Genomic DNA, 21,025 nt, shown 5'->3' with positions numbered 1-21,025 from the left:
CCGGTGTGGGAGGTGCGGGGCGGGCTGTTCCGGTTCCGCGTCGGCAGCTACTCGTCCATGGTGTTCCCACCCCGTTGCCGCCGCCGTTCGGATCGCTCAGGCGGTCGAGTCTACGAGACGTGATGCGGCACGGGCCGCCGCTCAGCCCATGCTCGCCGCGACCTCGCTACGGAGCTGCGGCAGCTTGTCGTGGAGTACGCCCGGGCAGAGGGTGTCGCCGAAGTCCTTGTGCCCGTAGATGCGGCTCGGCGCGATGCCGTACTGGTCGCAGGTGTACGCGCAGAGCGCCACCAGGACCTCCCACTGCGCCCGGGGCGGCTGTGCGCCGTCGTGGTACGCGCCTTCGTTGGCGATCCCGATGCCCGTTCCGTTCTGGCCGGCGGTGTGCGCGCCCAGGACGAAGTCCCGGCCGGCGCGCAGCGTGCTGAGGCTCTGGTGGCGGCCCTCGGTGATCCAGCCGCCCCGGCTGACGAGGAAGTGGTAGCCGGTGTCGGTCCAGCCGTTCTTGTCCATGTGCAGGTCCTGGACCCAGTGGGCGTGTTCGTGGGCCTGGGCGCGGGAGACGTCGGAGGTGTTGGCGCTGACCGTGTGGTGGACGACGATCATGGTCGGCCGCTTTCCCACCAGCTCGACCGGGCTCCGTGGCGGGCGGGCGTTCCACCGGGTCGTGCCGTCGATGTCCGGTTCGACGGCGTCGAGGGCATGGGCTGTGCCGGGTAGGGCGACTGCCGCCAGGCCGCCGGCACCGGCGAGCAGGACGTGGCGGCGGGACGGCTGTGGAAGGTTCACGGCGGGCTCCTGGCGTGTGCGGGCAGTAGGAGTGACAACGGCGGTGACTGCGACGGGTGTCGGCGGTACGGCCGGGTGAGCCGCCGTGCTCACCCGGCCGTACCGAGGGCGGGGCCTCTACGCCGTGTTGTTGGCGAGCGCCTGGAGCCGGGTCATGGAGCCGTTGAACTTGTTGCGGTCCACGTCGCCGGATATCCCGGCGACCCGGCCGGTGGCCGTGTACTGCCAGATCGTCCAGGTGGGGAAGCCGCTGGGGATGTTCGGGCTGCTGGTGCCCCAATGGGCCACCCAGAGGGGCGACTTGGCTGCCATACCGGTCCAGCTTCCGGTGCAGGTGTTCCACCAGCTGGCCGTCGTGTAGATGACGACGTCCCGGGTGGTGCGCGCCTTGTACGTGTTGTAGAAGTCGTTGATCCATGTGCGCATCTGGGTCGTGGAGAGCCCGTAGCACATGGCGCCGTACGGGTTGTGCTCGATGTCCAGCACCCCGGGGAGGGTCTTGCCGTCCTTGGACCATCCTCCGCCGTTGCCCGCGAAGTAGCCGGCCTGCGTCGCGCCGTTGGAGACGTCGGGGCGGGCGAAGTGGTAGGCGCCCCGGATCAGGCCGGCGTTGTAGGAACCGGTGTAGTTCGCGCTGAAGCGGCTGTCCTTGAAGGACGTGCCCTCGGTGGCCTTCATGTAGGCGAAGTCGATACCCGCGGCCTTCACCGAGCCCCAGTTGATCGCCCCCTGCCAGTGGGACACGTCGATGCCCTGGACGCCGCTGGTGTCCATCGGCGTCACGCCGCCCGCCGCCGAGGACGACGGGCCCTGCTCGATGCGGGTCCCCGCGCCCATCCACGCCTGCCCGGACCGGACCGGCTCATCGGGTGCGGGAGGCGCGGCGGCGGCCGTGCCCGTGGCGGACAGGATCAGCGCCGCGGCGCTGCCGAGAGCTCCTGCTGCCAGCAGCGCCCCTCTGGATCTCCGGAGCCGACGGGACGGAGAACGGTACGCGGGCATAGCAACCTCCGGGCACGTTGACGGGAAGAGATCCACGGCATCCGCTTGCCATCCGATTACCGGACGCCATGGACATGACATGAGTAACGCACGGGCGGAGAGGGGCGTAAAGAGGCCGTTCGGTCTAGACCTGTGTCGCCACGCCCCAACTGCGAAAACGTCGCCGGAGCGGCGAGAACTTTCACTCCTGAAGGCCCCGGTGCCCGGCCCTGCCCCGCAGGCACATCAGGACACGTAGGTGCGACGGCCGGACGCCGACCACTCCTTGCCCCAGTATTCAAATTTGACTACGCTGCGCGCATGACCGAGACGACCATCCCGATGCTGCCCTGCCGTACCTCGCTGATCGAGACCACCGTCGACTTCTACACCGCCCTTGGCTTCAAGACGACATCCCTCCAGAAGAGCCCGTACGCGTACGCCGTCGTCGAGCGGGGATCGGTCGAGCTCCAGCTGTACGGCATGAAGGAGTACGAACCGGCGTCCTCCCACTCCGGGTGTTATGTCCTCACCGATGACGTGGACGGCTTGCATGCGGCCTTCCGGGCGGGTCTCAAGGAGGCCTACGGGCGCGTCCCGGCGCGGGGGCTGCCGCGCATCGGTCCGCTGAAGGACATGTCGTACGGGGTGCGGCAGTTCCTGGTGACCGACCCGACCGGGAACACGATCCGGATCGGGCAGCCGATCAGCGAGGACCTGAACCACCGGCCCGCACCGAAGGAGACCTTCGCCCGCGCCCTGCACATGGCGGACCTCTTCGCGGACTCCAAGCAGGATCTGCCGGGCGCGGCGAAGATCATCGACCGGGCGCTCGGGCTGACGGACGAGCACCCGACTCCGGTGCAGAGGCTGCGGCTGCTCGTCCTGCGCGGGGACATCGCGCAGCGGACGGGGGACGGGGAGCGGGCGGCGGGGCTGCTCGAAGAGGCTGCGGGGATCCGCCTCGGGGCCGAGGAACGGGAGGCCGCCGCCGACACCCTGTCCAGGCTCGCCGAACTGCGGAGCTGACGCCCCGGCCGGGCGGGGGCTCCGCGGTCCGTGCGGCGCGCGGCCGGCCGAGGCCTGCCCGCTCCGCGCCCCGGCTCACCTCGGCGGGTCCTCGCCCGTCAGGCCGTCGACCGACTCGCGGATGAGGTCGGCGTGGCCGACGTGGCGGGCGTACTCCTCGATGAGGTCCAGGAGGATGCGGCGGAGGTTCGGGCGTTCGCCGCCGCGCGTGACGTGGGCGCCGAGCCGGTCCAGGCCACCGCCCGCGCTCAGTGCCGCGTCGACGACGGCCCGGGAGCGGGCCGCCGATTCCCGCCAGAGCGCGCGCAGTTGCTCGGGGGTGTCCTGGGCGGCGGAGCGGTAGGCCCAGTCGGGATCACTGTCCCAGTCCACCGCGTCCCAGGGGGCGCCGACCGGAGTGCCGAGCCACAGGCGGGCGAAGTGGCTGTCCTCCACGTGGGCCAGGTGCTTGAGCAGGCCGCCCAGCGTGACGGCGGACGCGCCGACCGTGGTGTTCAGTCCGGCGGCGTCCAGGCCGGAGCACTTCCAGGCGAGCGTGGCCCGCTGCCGCTCCAGGGCGCCGAGGACGGCTGCCGCCTCGGTGCCGGCGAGGGGCGGCTCGGGCCAGACTTCCGCCGCGCTCTCCGCCATGGCTTTCGCTGTCTTCTCCGGCATGGCTTCCGCCGCGCGCTCGGTCATGGCTTTCGCCGCGTTCTCCGTCGTGGCTTCCGCTGTCTTCACCGTCATGGCAGAACGGTAACGCGGGGCCGGAGAAGCGAAATGGGGCCCGGCCTCGCGGCCGGACCCCCTCGCTTTCCCCTCCCGTCGGGCCTTCCCGTTCCCCCCGGACCCCTCCCCGGAAGTCCCGACGCCATGTGTGACACGGGAGGGTACGCAAAGGTTGCACCCCTTGACGATCTCTTTACCCGAGGCCCCGCGCGCGGCTCTCAGCAGGCATGTCGCACAAAGCGCTCCGCGACTTCCGCCAAAGCCTCCGCCCCGTCCCGGGCCCACAGCGCCTCGTTGAAGATCTCCACCTCGATCGGGCCGTCGAAGCCGGCGGCCTCCACCTGGCGGCGGAACGCGCGGAAGTCCACGCTGCCGTCGCCCAGTTGGCCCCGGCCGAGCAGGACGCCCGCCGGGAGCGGGGTGATCCAGTCGGCCAGCTGGAAGGAGTGGATGCGGCCGCCCGCACCCGCGCGGGCGATCTCGGCCGGGGCCCGGTCGTCCCACCAGAGGTGGTACGTGTCGACGACCACCCCGACCTGCTCGGCCGGGAAGCGTTCCGCGATGTCCAGGGCCTGGCCGAGCGTGGAGACGACGCAGCGGTCGGAGGCGTACATCGGGTGCAGCGGTTCGATCGCCAGGCGTACGCCGCGCGTCGCCGCGTACGGGGCCAGTTCCGCCAGCGCGTCGGCGACCCGCTCCCGGGCCCCGTACAGATCGCGGCTGCCGGGCGGGAGGCCGCCGGAGACCAGTACCAGGGTGTCGGTGGACAGGGCCGCCGCCTCGTCGATCGCCGCTCGGTTGTCGTCCAGGGCGCGGGCGCGTGTCCCCGGGTCGAGCGCGGTGAAGAAGCCGCCCCGGCAGAGGCTGGTGACGGAGAGCCCGGCATCGGCCAGGAGCCTGGCCGTGCGCTCGACGCCGTACTCCTGCACCGGGGCCCGCCACAGGCCCACCATGCCGATGCCCGCCTTCACGCAGCCCTCGGTCAGCTCGGGCAGCGACCACTGCTTGAGGGTCTCCTGGTTGAGCGAGAGCCGGGAGAGGTGGTCGTGGCTCATCGTGCGCCTCCGTGGACCGCGAGCAGGGAGCGCATCCGGTGTTCGGCCAGCTCCGGGTCCGGGAACAGGCCCAGCCCGTCGGCCAGTTCGTACGCCTTCGCCAGATGCGGGAGCGAGCGCGCCGACTGGAGTCCGCCCACCATCGTGAAATGGTCCTGGTGGCCGGAGAGCCAGGCCAGGAACACCACACCCGTCTTGTAGAAGCGGGTCGGCGGCCGGAAGAGGTGGCGGGACAGCTCGACCGTGGGGTCCAGGAGCGCCCGGAAGCCGTCCACGTCTCCCGTGTCCAGCACCCGTACCGCGTGTGCCGCCAGCGGCCCCAGCGGGTCGAAGATGCCCAGCAAGGCGTGGCTGAAGCCGCGTTCGTCGCCCGCGATGAGCTCCGGATAGTTGAAGTCGTCGCCCGTGTAGCAGCGCACCCCGCCCGGGAGGCGGCGGCGTACGTCGATCTCACGCGCCGCGTCCAGGAGGGAGATCTTGATCCCGTCGACCTTGTCGGGGTGTTCGGCGATGACCTTGAGGAAGGTGTCCGTGGCCTCGTCGAGGCCGGCGCTGCCCCAGTAGCCCTCCAGGGCCGGATCGAACATCGGGCCCAGCCAGTGCAGGATCACCGGCTCCGACGCCTGGCGCAGGAGATGGGCGTAGGTGGCGAGGTAGTCCTCCGGGCCCCGCGCGGCACGGACCAGCGCGCGGGAGGCCATGAGGATCGGCTGGACGCCGTTCTCCTCGGCCAGGGCCAGCTGCTCCTCGTACGCCGCCGTGACCTCGGCCAGGGCGGGCGCCGGGCCGGCGGGCAGTTGGTCGGTGCCGACACCGCAGGCGATCCTGCCGCCCACCGCCTTCGCTTCGGCGGCCGAGCGGCGGATCAGTTCGGCGGCGCCCGCCCAGTCCAGGCCCATGCCGCGCTGCGCGGTGTCCATGGCCTCCGCGACGCCCAGGCCGTGCGCCCACAGGTGGCGGCGGAAGGCGAGGGTGGACTCCCAGTCGACGGCGGCCGGGTCGTCCGGGCTGATGTCCGCGTACGGGTCGGCGACCACGTGCGCCGCCGAGAAGACCGTACGGGAGGTGGGGGCCGGCGCTCCCGGAGCGAGGTCGAGCGGTGTGGCGCGGGGCGTGTAGGGGCCCTGCGGGAGGTGGATCGTCATGTCAGCGGCCTCCGGCGGCGCCCCGAGGCGGTCGCGTGGATCGTCATGTCAGCGGCCTCCGGCGGCGCCGCGAGGCGGTCGCGCGGGTCACAGGGTCAGCTCCGGGACGTCGAAGCGGCGGCCCTCGGCGGACGACTTCAGCCCCAGCTCGGCGAGTTGGACGCCCCGGGCGCCGGCCAGCAGGTCCCAGCCGTACGGCTCGTCCAGGGCCACGTGGCGCAGGAACAGCTCCCACTGCGCCTTGAAGCCGTTGTCGAACTCCTGGTTGTCGGGGACCTCCTGCCACTGGTCGCGGAACGACTCGGTGACCGGGAGGTCCGGGTTCCAGACCGGCTTGGGGGTCGACGAGCGGTGCTGGACACGGCAGTTGCGCAGGCCCGCGACGGCGGAACCGTGGGTGCCGTCGACCTGGAACTCCACCAGCTCGTCGCGGTTGACCCGTACCGTCCAGGAGGAGTTGATCTGCGCGACGGCCCCGCCCGCCAGTTGGAAGATGCCGTACGCGGCGTCGTCGGCGGTCGCCTCGTACGGCTTGCCCCGCTCGTCCCAGCGGCGCGGAACGTGCGTCTGCACATGGGCCGTTACGGAGGTGACCCGACCGAAGAGCTCGTGGAGCACGTACTCCCAGTGCGGGAACATGTCGACGACGATGCCGCCGCCGTCCTCGGCGCGGTAGTTCCACGAGGGGCGCTGGGCCTCCTGCCAGTCGCCCTCGAAGACCCAGTAGCCGAACTCCCCGCGCACGGAAAGGATCTCGCCGAAGAAGCCGCCGTCGATCAGGCGCTTCAGCTTCAGCAGGCCCGGCAGGAAGATCTTGTCCTGGACGACGCCGTGCTTGATGCCCGCGTCCCGGGCGAGCCGGGCCAGGTCGAGGGCGCCCTCGACGTCCGTGGCGGTCGGCTTCTCGGTGTAGACGTGCTTGCCCGCCGCGATCGCCTTCTTGATCGCCTCCACCCGGGCCATGGTGACCTGGGCGTCGAAGTAGACGTCGATCGTGTCGTCCGCGAGGACCGCGTCCAGGTCGGTCGACCACTCGGTCAGGCCGTGGCGCTCGGCGAGCTGTTCCAGGGCGTGGGCGCGGCGGCCGACGAGCACGGGCTCGGGCCACAGCACATCGCCGTCGCCGAGATCCAGGCCTCCCTGCTCGCGGATCGCGAGGATCGAGCGCACCAGGTGCTGCCGGTATCCCATGCGTCCCGTGACGCCGTTCATGGCGATGCGCACTGTCCTGCGTGTCACGAAAGTCCCTCCATACAGCCGTAGCAAGCGCTTTCTATCGGAGATGACGCTAGCCTGCCGACAGCGGCCGGACAAGAGGGGGCCGCACGTGATCTCACGGAGGACAGCGATGACAGTCACCCTGGCGGATGTGGCGGCCCGCGCCCGGGTGTCCCCGGCCACCGTCTCGCGTGTGCTGAACGGCAACTACCCGGTGGCGGCGTCGACCCGGGAGCGGGTCCTGCGCGCGGTGGACGACCTGGACTACGTGCTCAACGGGCCCGCGAGCTCGCTCGCCGCGGCCACCTCGGACCTGGTCGGCATCCTGGTCAACGACATCGCCGACCCGTTCTTCGGGATCATGGCGGGGGCGGCCCAGACGCAGATCGGCGGCCCCGGGGACGGTTCCGGACGGGCGGGCGGCGAGAAGCTGGCCGTCATCTGCAACACCGGCGGCTCCCCGGAGCGCGAACTCACCTATCTCACCCTCCTCCAGCGCCAGCGCGCCGCCGCCGTCGTCCTCACCGGCGGCGCGGTCGAGAACCCGGCCCACCAGGCCGCGATGTCCGCGAAGCTGGCGAAGCTCGCGGACGCGGGCACCCGGATCGTCTTCTGCGGGCGGCCCCCGCTGCCCGAGGGCGACGCGCTCGTCGCCGCGCTCACGTTCGACAACCGGGGCGGCGGACGCCGGCTCGCCGAGCACCTGATCTCGCTCGGCCACCGCAGGATCGGTTACGTCGCCGGGCCCCCGGAGCGCACCACCACCCGGCACCGGCTGGAGGGCCACCGGGAGGCGCTGCGCGCCGCCGGCCTGGCCGCCGCCCCGGGCGAGGCCGACGGGAGAGGCCAGGGCTCCGACGATCAGGAGCTGCTCACCGTGCACGGCCCCTACGACCGGCGCTCCGGCTACGAGGCCACGCTCGAACTCCTGCGCAGGGCACCGGACGTGACCGCGATCGTGGCCGCCAACGACACCGTGGCGCTGGGCGCGTGCGCGGCCGTCCGGGACCAGGGAATGCGCATCCCCCAGGACATCTCGGTCGCGGGCTTCGACGACCTGCCGTTCTCGGTGGACGCGGTGCCGGCCCTCACGACGGTGCGGCTGCCGCTCTTCGAGGCGGGCGCCCGGGCCGGGCGGCTGGCGATGGGCAAGGAGAACCCGCCGCCCGGCGGCATCGCGACCATCGCGGCCGAGCTGATGATCCGGGGGTCCACGGCGGCGCCCCGGGGGTGAGCGGGCGGCCCGGCGGGGGCCGGGGGCCTGCGGGGCGCGGGGCCGGGGGCCTGCGGGGCAGCCCTCAGCCCAGCAGTCCGAGCAGCCGTCCCAGCGCGTCCGCGACCGGCTGGGCCACGGGCCCCAGGCTGTTCGCGATCTGGCCGAGCCGCGCCAGGGTGAGGCCACGCTCGGTCATGCCCTCGCGGTCCAGGGCGAGCACGGGCAGGGTCTCTTCGACCGTACGGGCCTGGTCCGGGGTGAGGTGGGCGGTGAGGTCGCGGAGCCGGGCGGTCAACTCCACTACTGCGGCGCGGAGTTCAGGGTCCTGGGTGGCGGCTCCGACGATGCCGTAGTTGATTCCGATCACCTGCTCTCCCCGCTGGTTGAAGACGGGGCCGTTGTAGGTCGAGTGGTGCGTCGGTTCGGTCATAGCCTGATCCCCGTGTTCTGACCACCGTTCTGGTTGAACACGGGGCCGTTGTAGTTGTTCAACTGGTGCACGTGTGCCGTGAACTCGGCTTCCGGATGGTCGATCGCGTGCACTATCTGCCCGGCGATCACCCGCAGTTCGTCCACACTCGGCAGGGTCACGAGCACCAAGGAGCCGCCGGCCGTCTCCACGACCAGGACCGGCCTCTCCGGCGCGATGAGCGCCTTGACGAAAAAGACGACCAGGACGATCAGCAGGACGAGAACCGGCGCCCAGTCGGTCATCGAATAGACGAAGGCGACCACCCCCAGTCCCACCAGGAAGCGGATCACGTTCCGCTCCGGTTTGATCTTGATCGCCTCGACCCGGGTGAGGTTGTGCAGCGGCAGGGCCGCCGCACCTATCCAGAGCATCCGGCGCTTGACCGAGATCTCCAGGATGCCTCCCGGACGCGGCAGCGGCGGTAGCGGCGGTGGCTGCGAGGGAGGTCCGGCCGGAGGGTTCGGTGGTGGTGAGGCAGGCGGTCCAGACGGTGGCGTCGGCGTCGATGGCGGCCCGAAGTTGCCCGTGGTGTTCATGCGTTCCCCCGTGCACTCGTCTCTCCCCCCGCATGCGCGGGAGCCCTATTAAGCATCAGCCCGCCCCTGAGCGGCAGGCGAGAAACCGCCAATTCCGGTGCCACGGCGACGCGTTAGCGACGTCTGCGGGGCCGAAGGGCGAAAGATGGGGGCGACTCCCCCATGCGCCCCACCCGCTCCCCCGCCACGATGGATGCGGGCGGCCCGACCGGGGCCGGCCCGGGACCGGGGAGGTGCGGAGCTGTGGCGAAGAAGGATCTGATCGACAGAGGCGCGAGCCGTCGCCCTGCCCCTGCTGTATCCGTCGAGCCGGCCCCTGCCGTTCCCGTGGCGTCCGCTCCCGCCGCTTCCGTCGCGTTCAGGGACACGGCAGGAGCGCCGTGGTGGCTCCCCGGTGTCGTCGGCGGCAGCCCCGCCGACGAACCCGGCTGGGCGGTCTTCGCCCGGGAGGCCGTCGCCTCGGCGCCGCGTGACGTGGTGGTCCCCGACCGGGCGTACCCCGGGCTCAGCGGCTTCGGGCCGGTCGTCGCACCGTTCGTCGAGGCGGCGGTCCGGCAGCTCCGGGACGCACTCGCGAAGGACGGTCGGACGGTCGGCGGCCCAGCGGCTGGCGAACCGGTCAACGGCAGCCCGATCAACGGCTCGGGGAACGGCCGAGCGGCCGGCCCGGCGGCAGAGGGCCCCTCCCCCCTCCTGGCGGACTTCCGGCGGCAGCTGACGCGCCGGCTGTCCCGGATCGCGGCGCGCACCCTCGTCACGGAACTGCACGAGGCCCGGCGGCTGGGCCGGCTGAGCGGCGAGGGGCCCGAGGAACGCTTCCGGGACTTCGTACGGCGGACCGCCCGCCGCGACGGTCTCGTCCTGCTCGTCACCGGCTATCCCGTGCTGGCCCGCCTCCTCGCGACGGCCTGCTTGAACGCGGGGGACGCGTTCGCGGAGATGGCCGCACGGCTCGCCGCCGACCGGCACCTGCTGACCCCCTCGGGGGTGCTCGGCGACCGGGCCGGTTCCCCGGAGGGCGGGCGCGGCGGGAGCGCGGGGCCCGGGGCGCTCACCGGGGTCGAGGCCGGGGCGGGCGACAGCCACCGCGGCGGCCGGTCGGTGATGCTGCTGCGGTTCGCCGACGGCGCCCGGCTGGTCTACAAGCCGCGCCCGATCGCGGCTCACCGGCACTTCAACGCCCTGGCCGAGTGGTTCGGTTCGCTGTCCGGTGCCCCGGAGCTGCGGGTGCTGCGGGTCCTGGACCGGGGGGAGTACGGGTGGGCCGAGTTCGTCGAGGAGCGGCCCTGTGCCTCGGCCGCGGAGACCCGGCAGTTCTACCGGCGCCAGGGTGCGCTGCTGGCGCTGCTGCACACGCTGGACGGTACGGATCTGCACCACGAGAACCTCATTGCCTGTGGCCCGCACCCGGTGCTGGTCGATGTGGAGACGCTGTTCCACCCGCCGCTGGGACCCGCGCGGTCCGCCGATCCGGCCGCCCGGGCCCTGCACGACTCGGTCCACCGGGTGGGCCTGCTGCCCCAGTTGCTCGTCGGGGACACCACCGCGCTCGACATGTCGGCGATCGGTGGGGGCCGCGCCGCGTCGTCGCCGATCGAGACCGCCGACTGGGCGGACGCCGGTACCGACCGCATGCGGCTGGTGCGGCGGGCCGGCCGGTTCACCGAGTCCGCCAACCGGCCCCGGCTGGACGGAGTGGCGGCAGACCCCTCCGCCTACACCGAGGTCCTGTGCGGCGGCTTCCGCGCCGGATACACCGCGATCAGCAAGCACCGGGACGAAATCCTTGGCGACGAGGGGCTGTTGAGGCTCTTCGCGCGGGACGAGGTGCGCGTCGTACCCCGGCCGACCTGGACGTACACGACGCTGCTGGACGAGTCGACCCACCCCGATCTGATGCGGGACGCCACCGAACGCCACCAGGTCCTCTCGCTGCTGCGCACCCCGCTCCTGGGCATGCCCGCGCTGCCCGGCGTGGAGGACGAGGAGGTTGCGGAGCTGTGGCGCGGTGACGTGCCGGTGTTCGGCACCCGGCCGGGAGACACGGCGTTGTGGAGCGGCACCGGCCGTACGGTTCCGGGGCCGGCCGGCAGCGGCCCCGTCGGCCCCACCGGACTGGCTCGCGTCGAGGCGAAGGTGCGCGCGATGGACACCGTGGACCGCCAGGACCAGGAACGGATCATCCGGGCCGCCATGGTGAGCACCTCGCCCGAGCCGCCGCACCGGGCGACGCCGGGTGGCCGGTCGCGGAGCGCGGCGACCGCGCCGGAGCCCGAGCAACTGCTGTCCGCCGCACGGTCGGTGGGCGACCAGCTCGTCTCCCTCGCCTACCGGCACGAGCGCCGCACCAACTGGATCGGGCTCGAACTGCTCGGCGAGCGCTACTGGCGGCTCACCCCGATGGCGGCGGACCTCGCGGGCGGATACACGGGGCCCGCGCTCTTCCTGGCGCAGCTGGCCGCGCTCACCGGCGCCTCCCGGTACGCGGAGGCGGCCCGTGAAGCGCTCGCCCCGGTCCCGGGGCTGCTGGACGCGTTGCACGGGCGGGCCGACGAACTCGGGTCCCTGGGCTCCGGCGCCTTCGCGGGCCTCGGCGGCATCGCGTACGCGCTGACCGAGGTGGGCACGCTGCTGGGCGACCGGGAGGTGCTGGACCAGGCCGGTCCGGCCGTCCGGCTGAGCTGCGCGGCGAGCGCGGCCGAGGACGGGTACGGGGTGCGCGGCGGGGCGGCGGGCGGGCTCGTCTCGCTGCTCGCGGTGCACCGCGCCACCGGCCGCCCCGAGGCCTGGCGTGGCGCCGAGCGCTGCGCCGAGCGGATCGCCGCCGCCCCGCTCCCCGACACCGGGGGCTTCGCCGACGGGGCGGCGGGGATCGGCTGGGCGCTGCTGCGCTTCGCCGGGGCCGGGGGCGGCGCCCGCCACCGGAGCGCCGGACTGGACGCCCTGCGCCTGGCGACGGCCGGAGCGAACCGCGTGACCAGCGCCGGAGCGCCGCACGGAGCGACCGCCGGGCCGGTTCACGGAACGGCGGCCGGGCCATCGGCGGGGCCGGCCTGGTGCGACGGGGTGGCCGGCATCGCGCTGGCGATCGCGGACAGCCCCGACGCGCTGGCGGACCCGGAGCTGTCCGGCTGGCTCGCGGCGCGCTCCGGCGAGCTGGCGGGCATCGGCCCGCTCGCCGACGACAGCCTGTGCCACGGGGAGTCAGGGCTGCTCGAACTCCTCGGCCACAGCGCGCTCCCCGCGGCGCGGCCCGCGTGGATGCGCCGGGCCGGGACGCTGCTGGCCTCGGCGGACCGGGCGGGCCCGCAGTGCGGGACGCCCGGCCGCGTACCGCACCCGGGGCTGCTCACCGGACTCTCGGGGATCGGGCACGCGCTGCTGCGGGCCGGGTTCCCCGACCGGATCGGGTCCGCGCTGCTCCTGCGCCTCTCCGGGACCCCTTGACCGAACCGAACCACGGCTTTGACGACGACGACCACATCACCACCATCACGAGCACGACCAGCATCACGGGCACCACCACCATCACCACCGAGAGGATGAGGCAGAGATGAAGCAGTTCGGCGAATCGGCCCTGCAGGCGTCCGGCGAGATCGCGCACGAGGGCACACCCGAGCACCCGGCGGGGCAGATCTCCTTGGGGTCCACCGGAGGCCTCGGTGCGCGCGGCAGACTTCTCAGCGCCTCCGAGGGCGAGAGCGGCTACAGCCACGACCTGCCGTGGACCACCATGACGGCCCCGTGGTGAGCGATTTCGGCCAACTCAACGGTAAATGAGCCGAATTGGCCCGCTGTCGTAGGGGTTGGGGCTCCAGTAGCCTGCGGCCATGCGAGCCACTTCGCCGGTCATCGTCGGGCGGGACGAGGAGATCGGACTGCTGAGCAGCGCCCTGGACGCCGTACGACGGCGTTCGGGGCGCGCGCTGTTCCTCCTCGGGGAAGCCGGTATCGGCAAGTCCCGGCTGGTGGGCGAGTGCGCCTACCGGGCGTACGGGCTCGGCATGCCCGTGCTGCGCGGCCGGGCCACCTCGACCGGGCTCGTCGTGCCCTTCCGTCCGCTCGCGGAGGCGCTGGCGTCCCGGTTCCGGGCCGCGGGCACCCCGACCGATCCGGAGCTCGCGCCCTACCACCCGGCGCTGGCCCGGCTGGTCCCGGAGTGGCGCAAGGACGGGTCCCCCGGCTATCCGGAGACGGTCGTGGAGCTGGCCGAGGCCCTGCTGCGGCTGCTGTCCGTGCTGGGCCGGGAGGCGGGCTGCGCGATCCTGCTGGAGGATCTGCACGACTGCGACACGGAGACCGTCGCGGTCGTCGAGTACGTCATCGACAACCTGGCCGATCTGCCCATCCTGTTCCTGGGCACCCTGCGTCCGGAACCGGGCGCCGCCCTGGACCTCGTACGCTCCGTCGAGCGCCGGCACGCCGCGACCGTACGGGAGCTGGGTCCGCTCCGCGAGGACCGCGTGCGGGCGCTGACGGGCGCGTGTCTGGAGGCGCGGCCGGAGGAGATACCCGATGCGGTGCACCGCCGGCTGGCCGAACGCGCCGCGGGCAACCCGTACTTGCTGGAAGTGCTCCTGGCGGACCTGCTGGAGACCGGCCGGCTCCGGCGGACGGACGACGGGTGGGAGGCGGTGGAGCAGCCGGGCGGTTCGGTCCCCTCGGACATCGTCCGCAGCTGGGCCCGCAGGCTGGAGCGGCTGGACGAGCCGGTGCGGGACCTCTTACTGGCGTCGGCCACCCTGGGCAGCCAGTTCTCGGTGACCGTGCTCCAGACCGTCACCGGTTTCGAGGACCGGGCCCTGTTCACGCATCTGCGGTCGGCGGTGGAGGCCGGTGTCATCGCCCCGGACGGCGCGGCCCCCGACCGCTACACCTTCCGGCACTCGCTGACCGCCGAGGCCCTGATCTCCTCGCTGGCGCCGGCCGAGCGGGCCTCGCTGGCCCGCCGTGCCGCCGGGGCCATCGAGCACGCGGGGCAGCCGCTGGACGAGGACGGCCGGCAGCTCGTGGCCGCGCTGCAACTGGCCGCGGGCAACCGGGCCGGGGCGGCCCGCCAGTTCGCGGAGGCGGGAAGACGGATGCTCGCTTCGGGGGCGCACGGCTCCGCCGTGGTGCTGCTGGAGCGGGCGCACCCGCTGGCCGCCGAGAGCGACCGCGCCGCCGTCGCCGAGTCGTTGGCGGTCGCCCGCGCCGAGGGCGGCGATCTGGACGGCGCCCTGGCGCTGGCGGACGCGCTGCCGCCGGTTCCGGCGCGTTCCGAGGCCGCCGCCCGGCGCGGCCTGATCCACATCGAGCTCGCCTGGGCGGCGGTCATGGCGGAGCGCACCGCCGACGCGGCGCTCCAGGTCGAGTCGGCCCGCGTCCTGCTGGGCCCGTCGCCGCCGGCGGGCCGCCGGGCCGCGCTCGTGGTGGTCGACGGGTATCTGGCGCTGCTCCCCGGGCACGGGCAGAAGCCCCGGGATCCGGCGGATGCCGAGCGGGCCGTGCGGGAGGCCGCGGAGACCGCCGAGGCCGAGGGGCTGCCCGTGGTGGCCTGTCAGGCCTGGCAGCTGCTGGCGCTGCTGCGGCGCGAGGAGGGTTTCGACGCGGCGGACGCGGCACTGGAGCGGATGCTGTCGATCTCCACCGAACACGCCCTGCCGGTCTGGCGGGTGGAGGCGCTGGTGCGGCTCGGGGCGAACGCCTTCATGCGGACCGGGGACGCGGCCAGGCTGCTCTCCGCGCGGGCGGCGGCCACCGAGCTGGGGGCGCTGCTGTTGACCCGTACGGTCGACGGGCTGCTCGCGATGAACGCGGTGATGTGCGCCCGGTGGGAGGAGGCGCAGGAGATCATCGACCGCTCGGCGGAGGCCAGCGCCCGGGTCGGTGACCGGTCCGCCCACCGTTATCTGCTGCTGGCCGGGGCGACGATGGCCGCGCACCGGGGGCGGCGGCGGGACATGGACCGGGCGCTGGCCGCGTTCCGGCGGGCCGGGGGCGAGCAGTCGCTGCTGGTGCCGCTCCGGTCGGGTCTGTGCCGGGCGTTCGGGGCGCTCCTGGAGGAGGACCGGGGGCGGGCGGCGGCGGGGCTCGACGAGGCGCTGGCCTGGGAGGCGGACCACCCGAGCTACTACTACCTGAGCGGGCGGTACGGGCTGCGCCCGCTGCTGCGGGTGCTGGCGGGCGACGCGGACCGGGCGGAGCTGGCGGAGGCGCGGGCGGCTCCCGGGGGGTGTCTCGCCTGGAACCGGCAGTTCCTGGAGCTGGCGGACGCGGTGCTGCTGGGCCGGGAGGGGGATCAGGCCGGGGCCGCCCGGCTGATGGCGTCGTTCGATGTGCGGTCAGCGCCCTTCCCGGTCGCCCGCCACCTGGGTCTGCGGCTGGTCGCGGACGCGGCCCGCGCGGACGGGTGGGGCGAGCCGGTGGCGTGGCTGCGGTCCGCCGAGGAGTACTTCTACACGGCCGGGGTGCAGCCGGTCGCCTCCGCGTGCCGGGCGGCGCTGCGGCAGGCCGGGGCCAGCGTGGGCCAGCACCGGGGCGGCTGGGACCGGATCCCGTCGCCGCTACGGGCCGGCGGGGTGACCCCGCGCGAGTACGAGGTGTTCGTGCTGCTGCCCGAGCGGCCCGGGAACCAGCAGATCGCCCGGCGGCTGTCCATCTCGCCCCGCACGGTGGAGAAGCACATGGCCAGTCTGCTGAGCAAGACCGGGCGCGCGGACCGGGCCGCGCTGTGCGAGTTCGCCGCCGAGTGCGCCGCCGAACCGGCCTGAGGCGGGGCCCGCCCGAGCCGGCCCGAGGCAGGGCCCACCCGAACCGGCCCAGCGCAAGGCCCACCCGAACCAGCTGGACGCCGGGCCCGACCGAACCGGCCCGACGCAGAGCCCGACCGAACCGGCCCGGGGCGGGTCCTCTCCGGGGCCGTGGGGGCCGGGGCGGGCAACATGGGGGCGCCGGGCGGTTTCGGTCGGGTGGCCGGGCGGAAAATGCGTACAGGGCCCCGATGTGCGGGGGCCGGGGCGGCAGCAGGATCGGGGCGTACGTACGGCCCAGTCCGCCGCCCGTCCCCGTTCCGGAGGCCCGCTGATGACCCGACCTCCCGCCCGTCCCCGTTCCGCCGGCCCGCTGATGACCCGGCCTCCCGCCCGTACCGGTTCCGCAGGTGCGGTGTACGTCTCGCTGCTCGGCCCGCTCACGGCGCGGCTGGACGGCCGTGAGCTGCCGCTCGGCCCGCGAAAGCAGCGCCTGGTCCTCGCCACGCTGCTGGCCCGCCCCAACACCCCCGTACCGGTAGGCCTGTTGACCGACGCGGTGTGGCCGGACGACCCGCCCCGTACCGCCCGCAAGAACCTCCAGGTCTACGTCAGTGCCGTCCGTGCCCTCCTGGGGCCCGCCGGGGACGGGGGGCGGGACCGGGTGGTGCACGGCTGCGGGGGCTACCTCCTGCGGATCGCCGAGGACGAGCTGGACACCCTGCGGTTCGGGGCGCTGGCCCGCGCGGGGCGAGCGGCGGCCGGTCGGGGCGATCTGCCGGGCGCGGCCCGGCTCCTGCGTGAGGCACTGGACCTGTGGGAGGGGCCGCCGCTGAACGATCTGCGGGACTCCGCCGAGGTCGCCGAGGAGGCCGACCGGCTGGAGGCCCGTTGTCTGACGGTGTTCGAGGACTGGGCGGAGACCGAGATCGAGCTGGGCCGGGCCGCCGTCGCGGTGGACGGACTGCGGGATCTGGTGGAGCGCCATCCGCTGCGGGAGCGGCTCCGGGCCGCCTGGATGACCTCCCTGCACCAGTCGGGCCGGCAGGCCGAGGCGCTGGCGGTGTACGACGACTACCGGCAGCTGATGTCGCGGGAGCTGGGGCTGGAGCCGAGCCCGGCGATGGCGGCGCAGTACCGCTCGATGCTCGGCCGGGGGCGCGAGGCCCGGCGGCCCGCCGCTCCCCGGGAGGCGGGGCGCGCGGAGGCGCTGCCCGCCTGTACGGGGGCCTTCACCGGCCGCCGCGACGAACTGCGGGACCTGCTCGACGTGCTGGGCGGCGGCGAGGAGCGTGTGGTGGTCGTCTCGGGCCCGGCCGGGGCGGGGAAGTCGGCGCTCGCGGTCCGGGCGGCGCATCTGCTCGCCGACCGCTTCCCCGACGGCCGCGTCCATGTCCGGGCGCGCCGGGAGGACGGTACGGCGCGGAGCCGGGCGGAGGTGCTGGCGGAGCTGGGAAGGCTGTGCGGGGTGGCGGGCGGCGCCCCCGCTGAGCCGGAGGGCGGGCCGGCGGGCATCCGGGTGGCGACGGCCGCCCTCGCGGACGCCTGGCAGGGGTGGCTGGCCCGGCACCGGGCGCTGGTCGTCCTGGACGACGTCCCGGACGAAGCGGCCGTACGGGGCTTGCTGCCCCGCTCCGGGAAGTGTTCCGTACTGGTCACCGCCCGGGGGCAGTTGGCGGGGCTCGCCCCGGTGCACCGGATCGCGTTGCCCGCGCTGGCGGACGGTGAGGCACTGGAGCTGCTGGGGAAGCTGATCGGGGCCGGGCGGCTGCGGACCGACCCGGGGGCGGCGTTGCTGATCGTCCGGGCCTGCGGGGCGCTGCCGCTCGCGGTGGAGGTGAGCGGGATGCGGCTGGCGGTGCTGCGGCATCTGCCGCTGGCGGAGTACGCGGCCCGACTCGGCGACCCGTCGGCCGCACTGGACGAACTGGTCGCCGGGGACGTCTCCGTACGGGACCGGATCGCGTCCGGCTGGCGGGATCTCGCGAACGGCGACCGGCGGGTGCTGGGGCGGCTGGCGGGGTTCACCGAGGACGGGGGCTTCACCCTGGACCGGGCCACGGCGGCGCTGGGCTGCGGGGAGCGGGCGGCGATCCGGGCCGTCGAGTCGCTCATCGGCGCCGGTGCGGTGACCTCGCCCGCCGGGGAGGTCACCGCGCACGCCGCGCTGTACGAGGTGCCGAGGCTGCTCGGCCTGTACGCCCGCGAGCGGGAGGCCGCACCGGACCGGCCGGGCGTATCGGCCAGAGAGAAGGAGGCTTCGGACCTCCCGGGAGGACAGGCCGGGCGCGAGGCCTCCCACCGGCCCGGCGTACCGGCCGGGCGGGAGGAGACCCCCGACCTCCCGGGAGGACCGGCCGAGTGCGAGGCCCCGGGCCGGGCCGGCGTACCGGCCGGGCGGGGGGAGGCTTCGGACCGCCCGGGACGACAAGCCGAGCGCGAAGCCCCCGACCGGCCCGGCGTACCGGCTTCCGCGCTCATCCCAGGGTGAGCAGCTCCAGCAGACCGTGCGGCCGGTCGCCGGCGGGGGTCCCGTGGGAGGCCCCGCCGGCTTCCGCGCCGGCCAGGTGGTGCAGGGCCATCAGCAGCCCAGCCGCGCCGGTGGCCAGGTCGGCGGAGCAGCGCAGCAGCCCAGCCCCCGGGACGAGCAGCCGGTCCTCGTCGGCGACCAGGTGCCAGGACAGGTTGCGTACAGAGGCCAGGACCTCGGGGGCCTTGCGGCCCTCCGGCGACAGGGCGCCCGCCACGGCCATGAGCCCCGCCCGGCCGGTGAACAGGCCCGGCTCGCGGACGAATTCGAAGGCGCAGCCCTTGGCCACCCCGGGCAGCAGGGCGGCCAGTGCCGCGTCGGCCGAGGTTTGCCCGGCAGGGGGCGGCGTCAGGTGCGTGCTCTCGGCGCGGCGGGCCAGATAGGCCCGGGCCACCAGGGCGAAACCGCTACTCCCCTGGTCCAGGTAGAGGAAGTGCCGCCGGCCGTCCTTCACCTGGACGGTGCCGTCCGGCATGGTCACGCAGTGGGCCGCCTCCGCCGCCAGGGCCCGCCCCGCGGCCGCCAGGAACTGCTCGTCGCCGGTAAGGGCGTGCAGTTCGAGGTGGAGCAGGGCCGCTCCGCTCAGCCCGCGCAGCAGACCCGCCGACGCGGGTGCGCGCAGCCCCGGCACGGACTCGCCCCGCACCAGCCGGTCCAGGTCGTGGGCGGTGCGGGCCGCGGCGTCGACGAGGTCGTGGTCGGTCTTGGCGTCGGGTGATCCGTCCCCCGTACGGTCCGGCCGGGCCAGGCGCAGCGCGGCGAGCGCGATGCCCGCGCGACCGTTCATCAGGTCGGCCGAGGCGGACGGGGGCGCGGCGGCGGACCGCTCGAAGAGTTCCCGGCCCTCCTCCCGGCGGCCCAGCGCGGACAGCACCACCGCCGTGCCCGGCAGCCCGCCGTAGAGGCCGCCCGGCGCCGCGGGGTCCCGCCGCCGGGCCGTGTCGAGGAGCCAGTCGGTCCAGGCGCGCGGCACCGGGGCGCCGATGCGGTGCAGGGCGTGGAGCACCCCGGCCGCCCCGTGCGCGACGTCGCTCCCGCCGGTCGAGAAGACGTCGGGATCTCCGGGGAAGAGGCGGTCGGTGCGGTCGGGCGTAGCCCCCGCGTGGATGCCCCGCAGCAGCCGGTCCCGCAGCCCGGCCCAGTCCGGCTCGGAGCCGTCGAGCAGCGCGGCGGTCTCCCTCTCGCGGCCGTCGGCGCTCTCCGCGGCCCGCAGCGCGGCCGGCCGGCGCGGTCCCGCTCCGGCGTCGAGGCCGTACCTCCGGCGGGCCCACCGTTCCAGGGTCAGGGCCTTGGCCCGGTCGTGGCCGGCCATCTCCATGATGGGCATCAGCATGTAGAGCCAGGTCGCCCAGAGGGCGTAGGCGTCGGCCTCCGCGCCGATGGTCCCGGCGGGCGCCTGGAGCCCCGGGGCGCCCGCCACCGGCGTGTCCCGGTCGTCGAGGGCCGTGGCGTACTCGAAGTCGATCAGGGCCACGCGGCCGTCGGGCCGCACGATGATGTTGGAGGGGTGGAGGTCACCGAAGCGCAGCCCGCGCCCGTGGACGGCGGCCAGCGCCTCGGTCAGCCGCTCGGTCACCGCGTCCACCCAGGCGATGTACGGGGCGAGTTCGGCGGCCGTGCCGGTGGTGTGGAGCAGGGCGAAGCGGCCGACGATCTCCTCCAGGAGGGTGGTCCCCTCGATGTGCTCCTCGATCAGGAAGTGGTGCTCCCACACGGTCCGTACGCCGTACACCTCGGGAACGCAGTCCAGCCCGGCCAGCGCGGTCAGGGCGCGGTGCTCGCGGTGCAGCCGTGTCACCGCGTCGTCGCCCGCCTCGTCGAGACCGCTGTGCGGCCGGGCCTCGCGGAGCACCACCTGACGGCCGGTCTCCCGGTGCCGGGCCAGGTAGATGCCGCCCGCGTTGGAGAACTGGAGGGCTTCGGACACGTCGTAGGGGAAGGCGGCGTCCCCGGCGGCGGCGCGGGCCGCCAGGTGCGGGCGCAGTTCGTCGGGGACGGTGACCCACGGCGGCACCCGGAACACCACCCCGCGCTCGTCGGGCACCAGCTCGCCGGACGGGTGGCGCAGGGCCAGCACCCGTTCGCCGTCCTCGTCGAGGCACCAGCGGGAGACGAACGCCCCGTACCGGACGTACACCGGGGCGTCGCCGATCCGCAGGTCGCTGAGGATGTAGGGCCCGCGGCGGCCGGCGAGGGCGCGGGTCAACTCGTCCAGCACCCGCAGGAAGACGGTCTCGTCCGGTGGGTAGAGGGTGATGAACTTCCCGGCGCCCGCACGGGACATGTACTTGCCGGACATCAGCAGGAGCGCCCGCTCGCTGCGGAGGAACTTGAACGGCACCCCGTGGGCCCGGCAGATCCGGGCGGTGTCGAGCAGGGTCTCCTCGGCCTCCTCGGGGACGGTGGACACATGGATCTTCCAGCCCTGCCCGGCCGGTTCGCGGCCCTCGGGGAGCAGGGAGGTCCACAGGCCGCCGGCGACCCGGCGCCAGCCGTCGGCCGGCGGTTCGGAGTCCAGCGGGTAGCGGGTGCCCGCGTCCTTCAGCCGGGCGGGGGTCTCGTAGTACGTGCGGTCGGCGAGGCAGTAGAGCTGGGTCTGGTGGAGACCGGGCACG

General features: G+C 74.3%; 15 protein-coding genes. 6 read left to right on the top strand and 9 right to left on the bottom strand.

Annotation, left to right across the window (positions count from 1 at the left end; genetic code table 11):
* Positions 1 to 141: 141 nt before the first annotated feature.
* Both AB0F29_RS25965 and AB0F29_RS25960 read right to left on the bottom strand, forming a co-directional pair.
* A complete protein-coding gene (locus AB0F29_RS25965) occupies positions 142 to 789 on the bottom strand; it encodes a peptidoglycan recognition family protein (protein WP_361876325.1) in 648 nt (215 codons plus the stop codon).
* 117 nt (positions 790 to 906) lie between these two features.
* On the bottom strand, positions 907 to 1,791 hold the full coding sequence (locus tag AB0F29_RS25960; RefSeq protein ID WP_361876322.1) for a lysozyme: 885 nt from the start codon (positions 1,789 to 1,791) through the stop codon (positions 907 to 909).
* A gap of 300 nt (positions 1,792 to 2,091) precedes the next feature.
* On the opposite strand from AB0F29_RS25960, the gene AB0F29_RS25955 reads away from it, so the two are divergent.
* The gene (locus tag AB0F29_RS25955) at positions 2,092 to 2,799 is read left to right on the top strand and encodes a VOC family protein (protein WP_361876318.1); all 708 of its coding nucleotides are present in this window, start codon (positions 2,092 to 2,094) and stop codon (positions 2,797 to 2,799) included.
* Positions 2,800 to 2,874: 75 nt separating this feature from the next.
* On the opposite strand, the gene AB0F29_RS25950 is transcribed toward AB0F29_RS25955, so the two are convergent.
* From AB0F29_RS25950 to AB0F29_RS25935, 4 genes are all read right to left on the bottom strand, one after another.
* Positions 2,875 to 3,429 (bottom strand): DinB family protein, encoded by a 555-nt coding sequence (locus tag AB0F29_RS25950; RefSeq protein WP_361876404.1) that lies wholly within the window; start codon positions 3,427 to 3,429, stop codon positions 2,875 to 2,877.
* A gap of 296 nt (positions 3,430 to 3,725) precedes the next feature.
* Complete coding sequence (locus AB0F29_RS25945; RefSeq protein WP_361876316.1) at positions 3,726 to 4,562, bottom strand: sugar phosphate isomerase/epimerase family protein; 837 nt, start codon at positions 4,560 to 4,562, stop codon at positions 3,726 to 3,728.
* On the bottom strand, positions 4,559 to 5,707 hold the full coding sequence (locus AB0F29_RS25940) for a dihydrodipicolinate synthase family protein (protein ID WP_361876313.1): 1,149 nt from the start codon (positions 5,705 to 5,707) through the stop codon (positions 4,559 to 4,561). Before AB0F29_RS25940 ends, AB0F29_RS25945 begins: the two co-directional genes overlap by 4 nt.
* Before the next feature lie 87 nt (positions 5,708 to 5,794).
* Entirely contained in the window at positions 5,795 to 6,946 is a 1,152-nt protein-coding gene (locus AB0F29_RS25935) for a Gfo/Idh/MocA family oxidoreductase (protein ID WP_361876312.1), read from the bottom strand.
* Between the two features lie 109 nt (positions 6,947 to 7,055).
* Here AB0F29_RS25935 and AB0F29_RS25930 point away from each other — a divergent pair, with 109 nt between their 5' ends.
* A complete protein-coding gene (locus AB0F29_RS25930) occupies positions 7,056 to 8,159 on the top strand; it encodes a LacI family DNA-binding transcriptional regulator (RefSeq protein WP_361876309.1) in 1,104 nt (367 codons plus the stop codon).
* Between the two features lie 64 nt (positions 8,160 to 8,223).
* Here the strand turns inward: AB0F29_RS25930 and AB0F29_RS25925 are convergent, their stop codons facing one another.
* Together AB0F29_RS25925 and AB0F29_RS25920 are read right to left on the bottom strand one after the other, a co-directional pair.
* On the bottom strand, positions 8,224 to 8,571 hold the full coding sequence (locus AB0F29_RS25925; protein WP_361876306.1) for a hypothetical protein: 348 nt from the start codon (positions 8,569 to 8,571) through the stop codon (positions 8,224 to 8,226).
* On the bottom strand, positions 8,568 to 9,002 hold the full coding sequence (locus AB0F29_RS25920; RefSeq protein ID WP_361876401.1) for a DUF6232 family protein: 435 nt from the start codon (positions 9,000 to 9,002) through the stop codon (positions 8,568 to 8,570). Before AB0F29_RS25920 ends, AB0F29_RS25925 begins: the two co-directional genes overlap by 4 nt.
* Before the next feature lie 390 nt (positions 9,003 to 9,392).
* Here AB0F29_RS25920 and AB0F29_RS25915 point away from each other — a divergent pair, with 390 nt between their 5' ends.
* From AB0F29_RS25915 to AB0F29_RS25900, 4 genes are all read left to right on the top strand, one after another.
* Positions 9,393 to 12,596, top strand: a complete 3,204-nt coding sequence (locus tag AB0F29_RS25915) for a type 2 lanthipeptide synthetase LanM family protein (RefSeq protein WP_361876303.1) — start codon at positions 9,393 to 9,395, stop codon at positions 12,594 to 12,596.
* 106 nt (positions 12,597 to 12,702) lie between these two features.
* Entirely contained in the window at positions 12,703 to 12,900 is a 198-nt protein-coding gene (locus AB0F29_RS25910) for a hypothetical protein (protein ID WP_003969056.1), read from the top strand.
* 79 nt (positions 12,901 to 12,979) lie between these two features.
* Positions 12,980 to 15,901 carry an AAA family ATPase gene (locus tag AB0F29_RS25905; protein ID WP_361876300.1) on the top strand — a complete coding sequence of 974 codons (2,922 nt, stop codon included), beginning with the start codon at positions 12,980 to 12,982 and terminating at the stop codon, positions 15,899 to 15,901.
* A gap of 355 nt (positions 15,902 to 16,256) precedes the next feature.
* Positions 16,257 to 18,371 (top strand): BTAD domain-containing putative transcriptional regulator, encoded by a 2,115-nt coding sequence (locus AB0F29_RS25900; protein ID WP_361876398.1) that lies wholly within the window; start codon positions 16,257 to 16,259, stop codon positions 18,369 to 18,371.
* On the opposite strand, the gene lanKC is transcribed toward AB0F29_RS25900, so the two are convergent.
* The gene (gene lanKC / locus AB0F29_RS25895; RefSeq protein ID WP_361876297.1) at positions 18,358 to 21,024 is read right to left on the bottom strand and encodes a class III lanthionine synthetase LanKC; all 2,667 of its coding nucleotides are present in this window, start codon (positions 21,022 to 21,024) and stop codon (positions 18,358 to 18,360) included. The two genes, AB0F29_RS25900 and lanKC, sit on opposite strands and share 14 nt — an antisense overlap.
* Position 21,025 lies beyond the last annotated feature (1 nt).

It is taken from the genome of Streptomyces sp. NPDC026589, from assembly GCF_040638385.1.
GTDB lineage: Bacteria > Actinomycetota > Actinomycetes > Streptomycetales > Streptomycetaceae > Streptomyces.
Note: the sequence above shows the minus strand (reverse complement) of the source record. Positions and strands in the feature narration are given on the sequence as shown.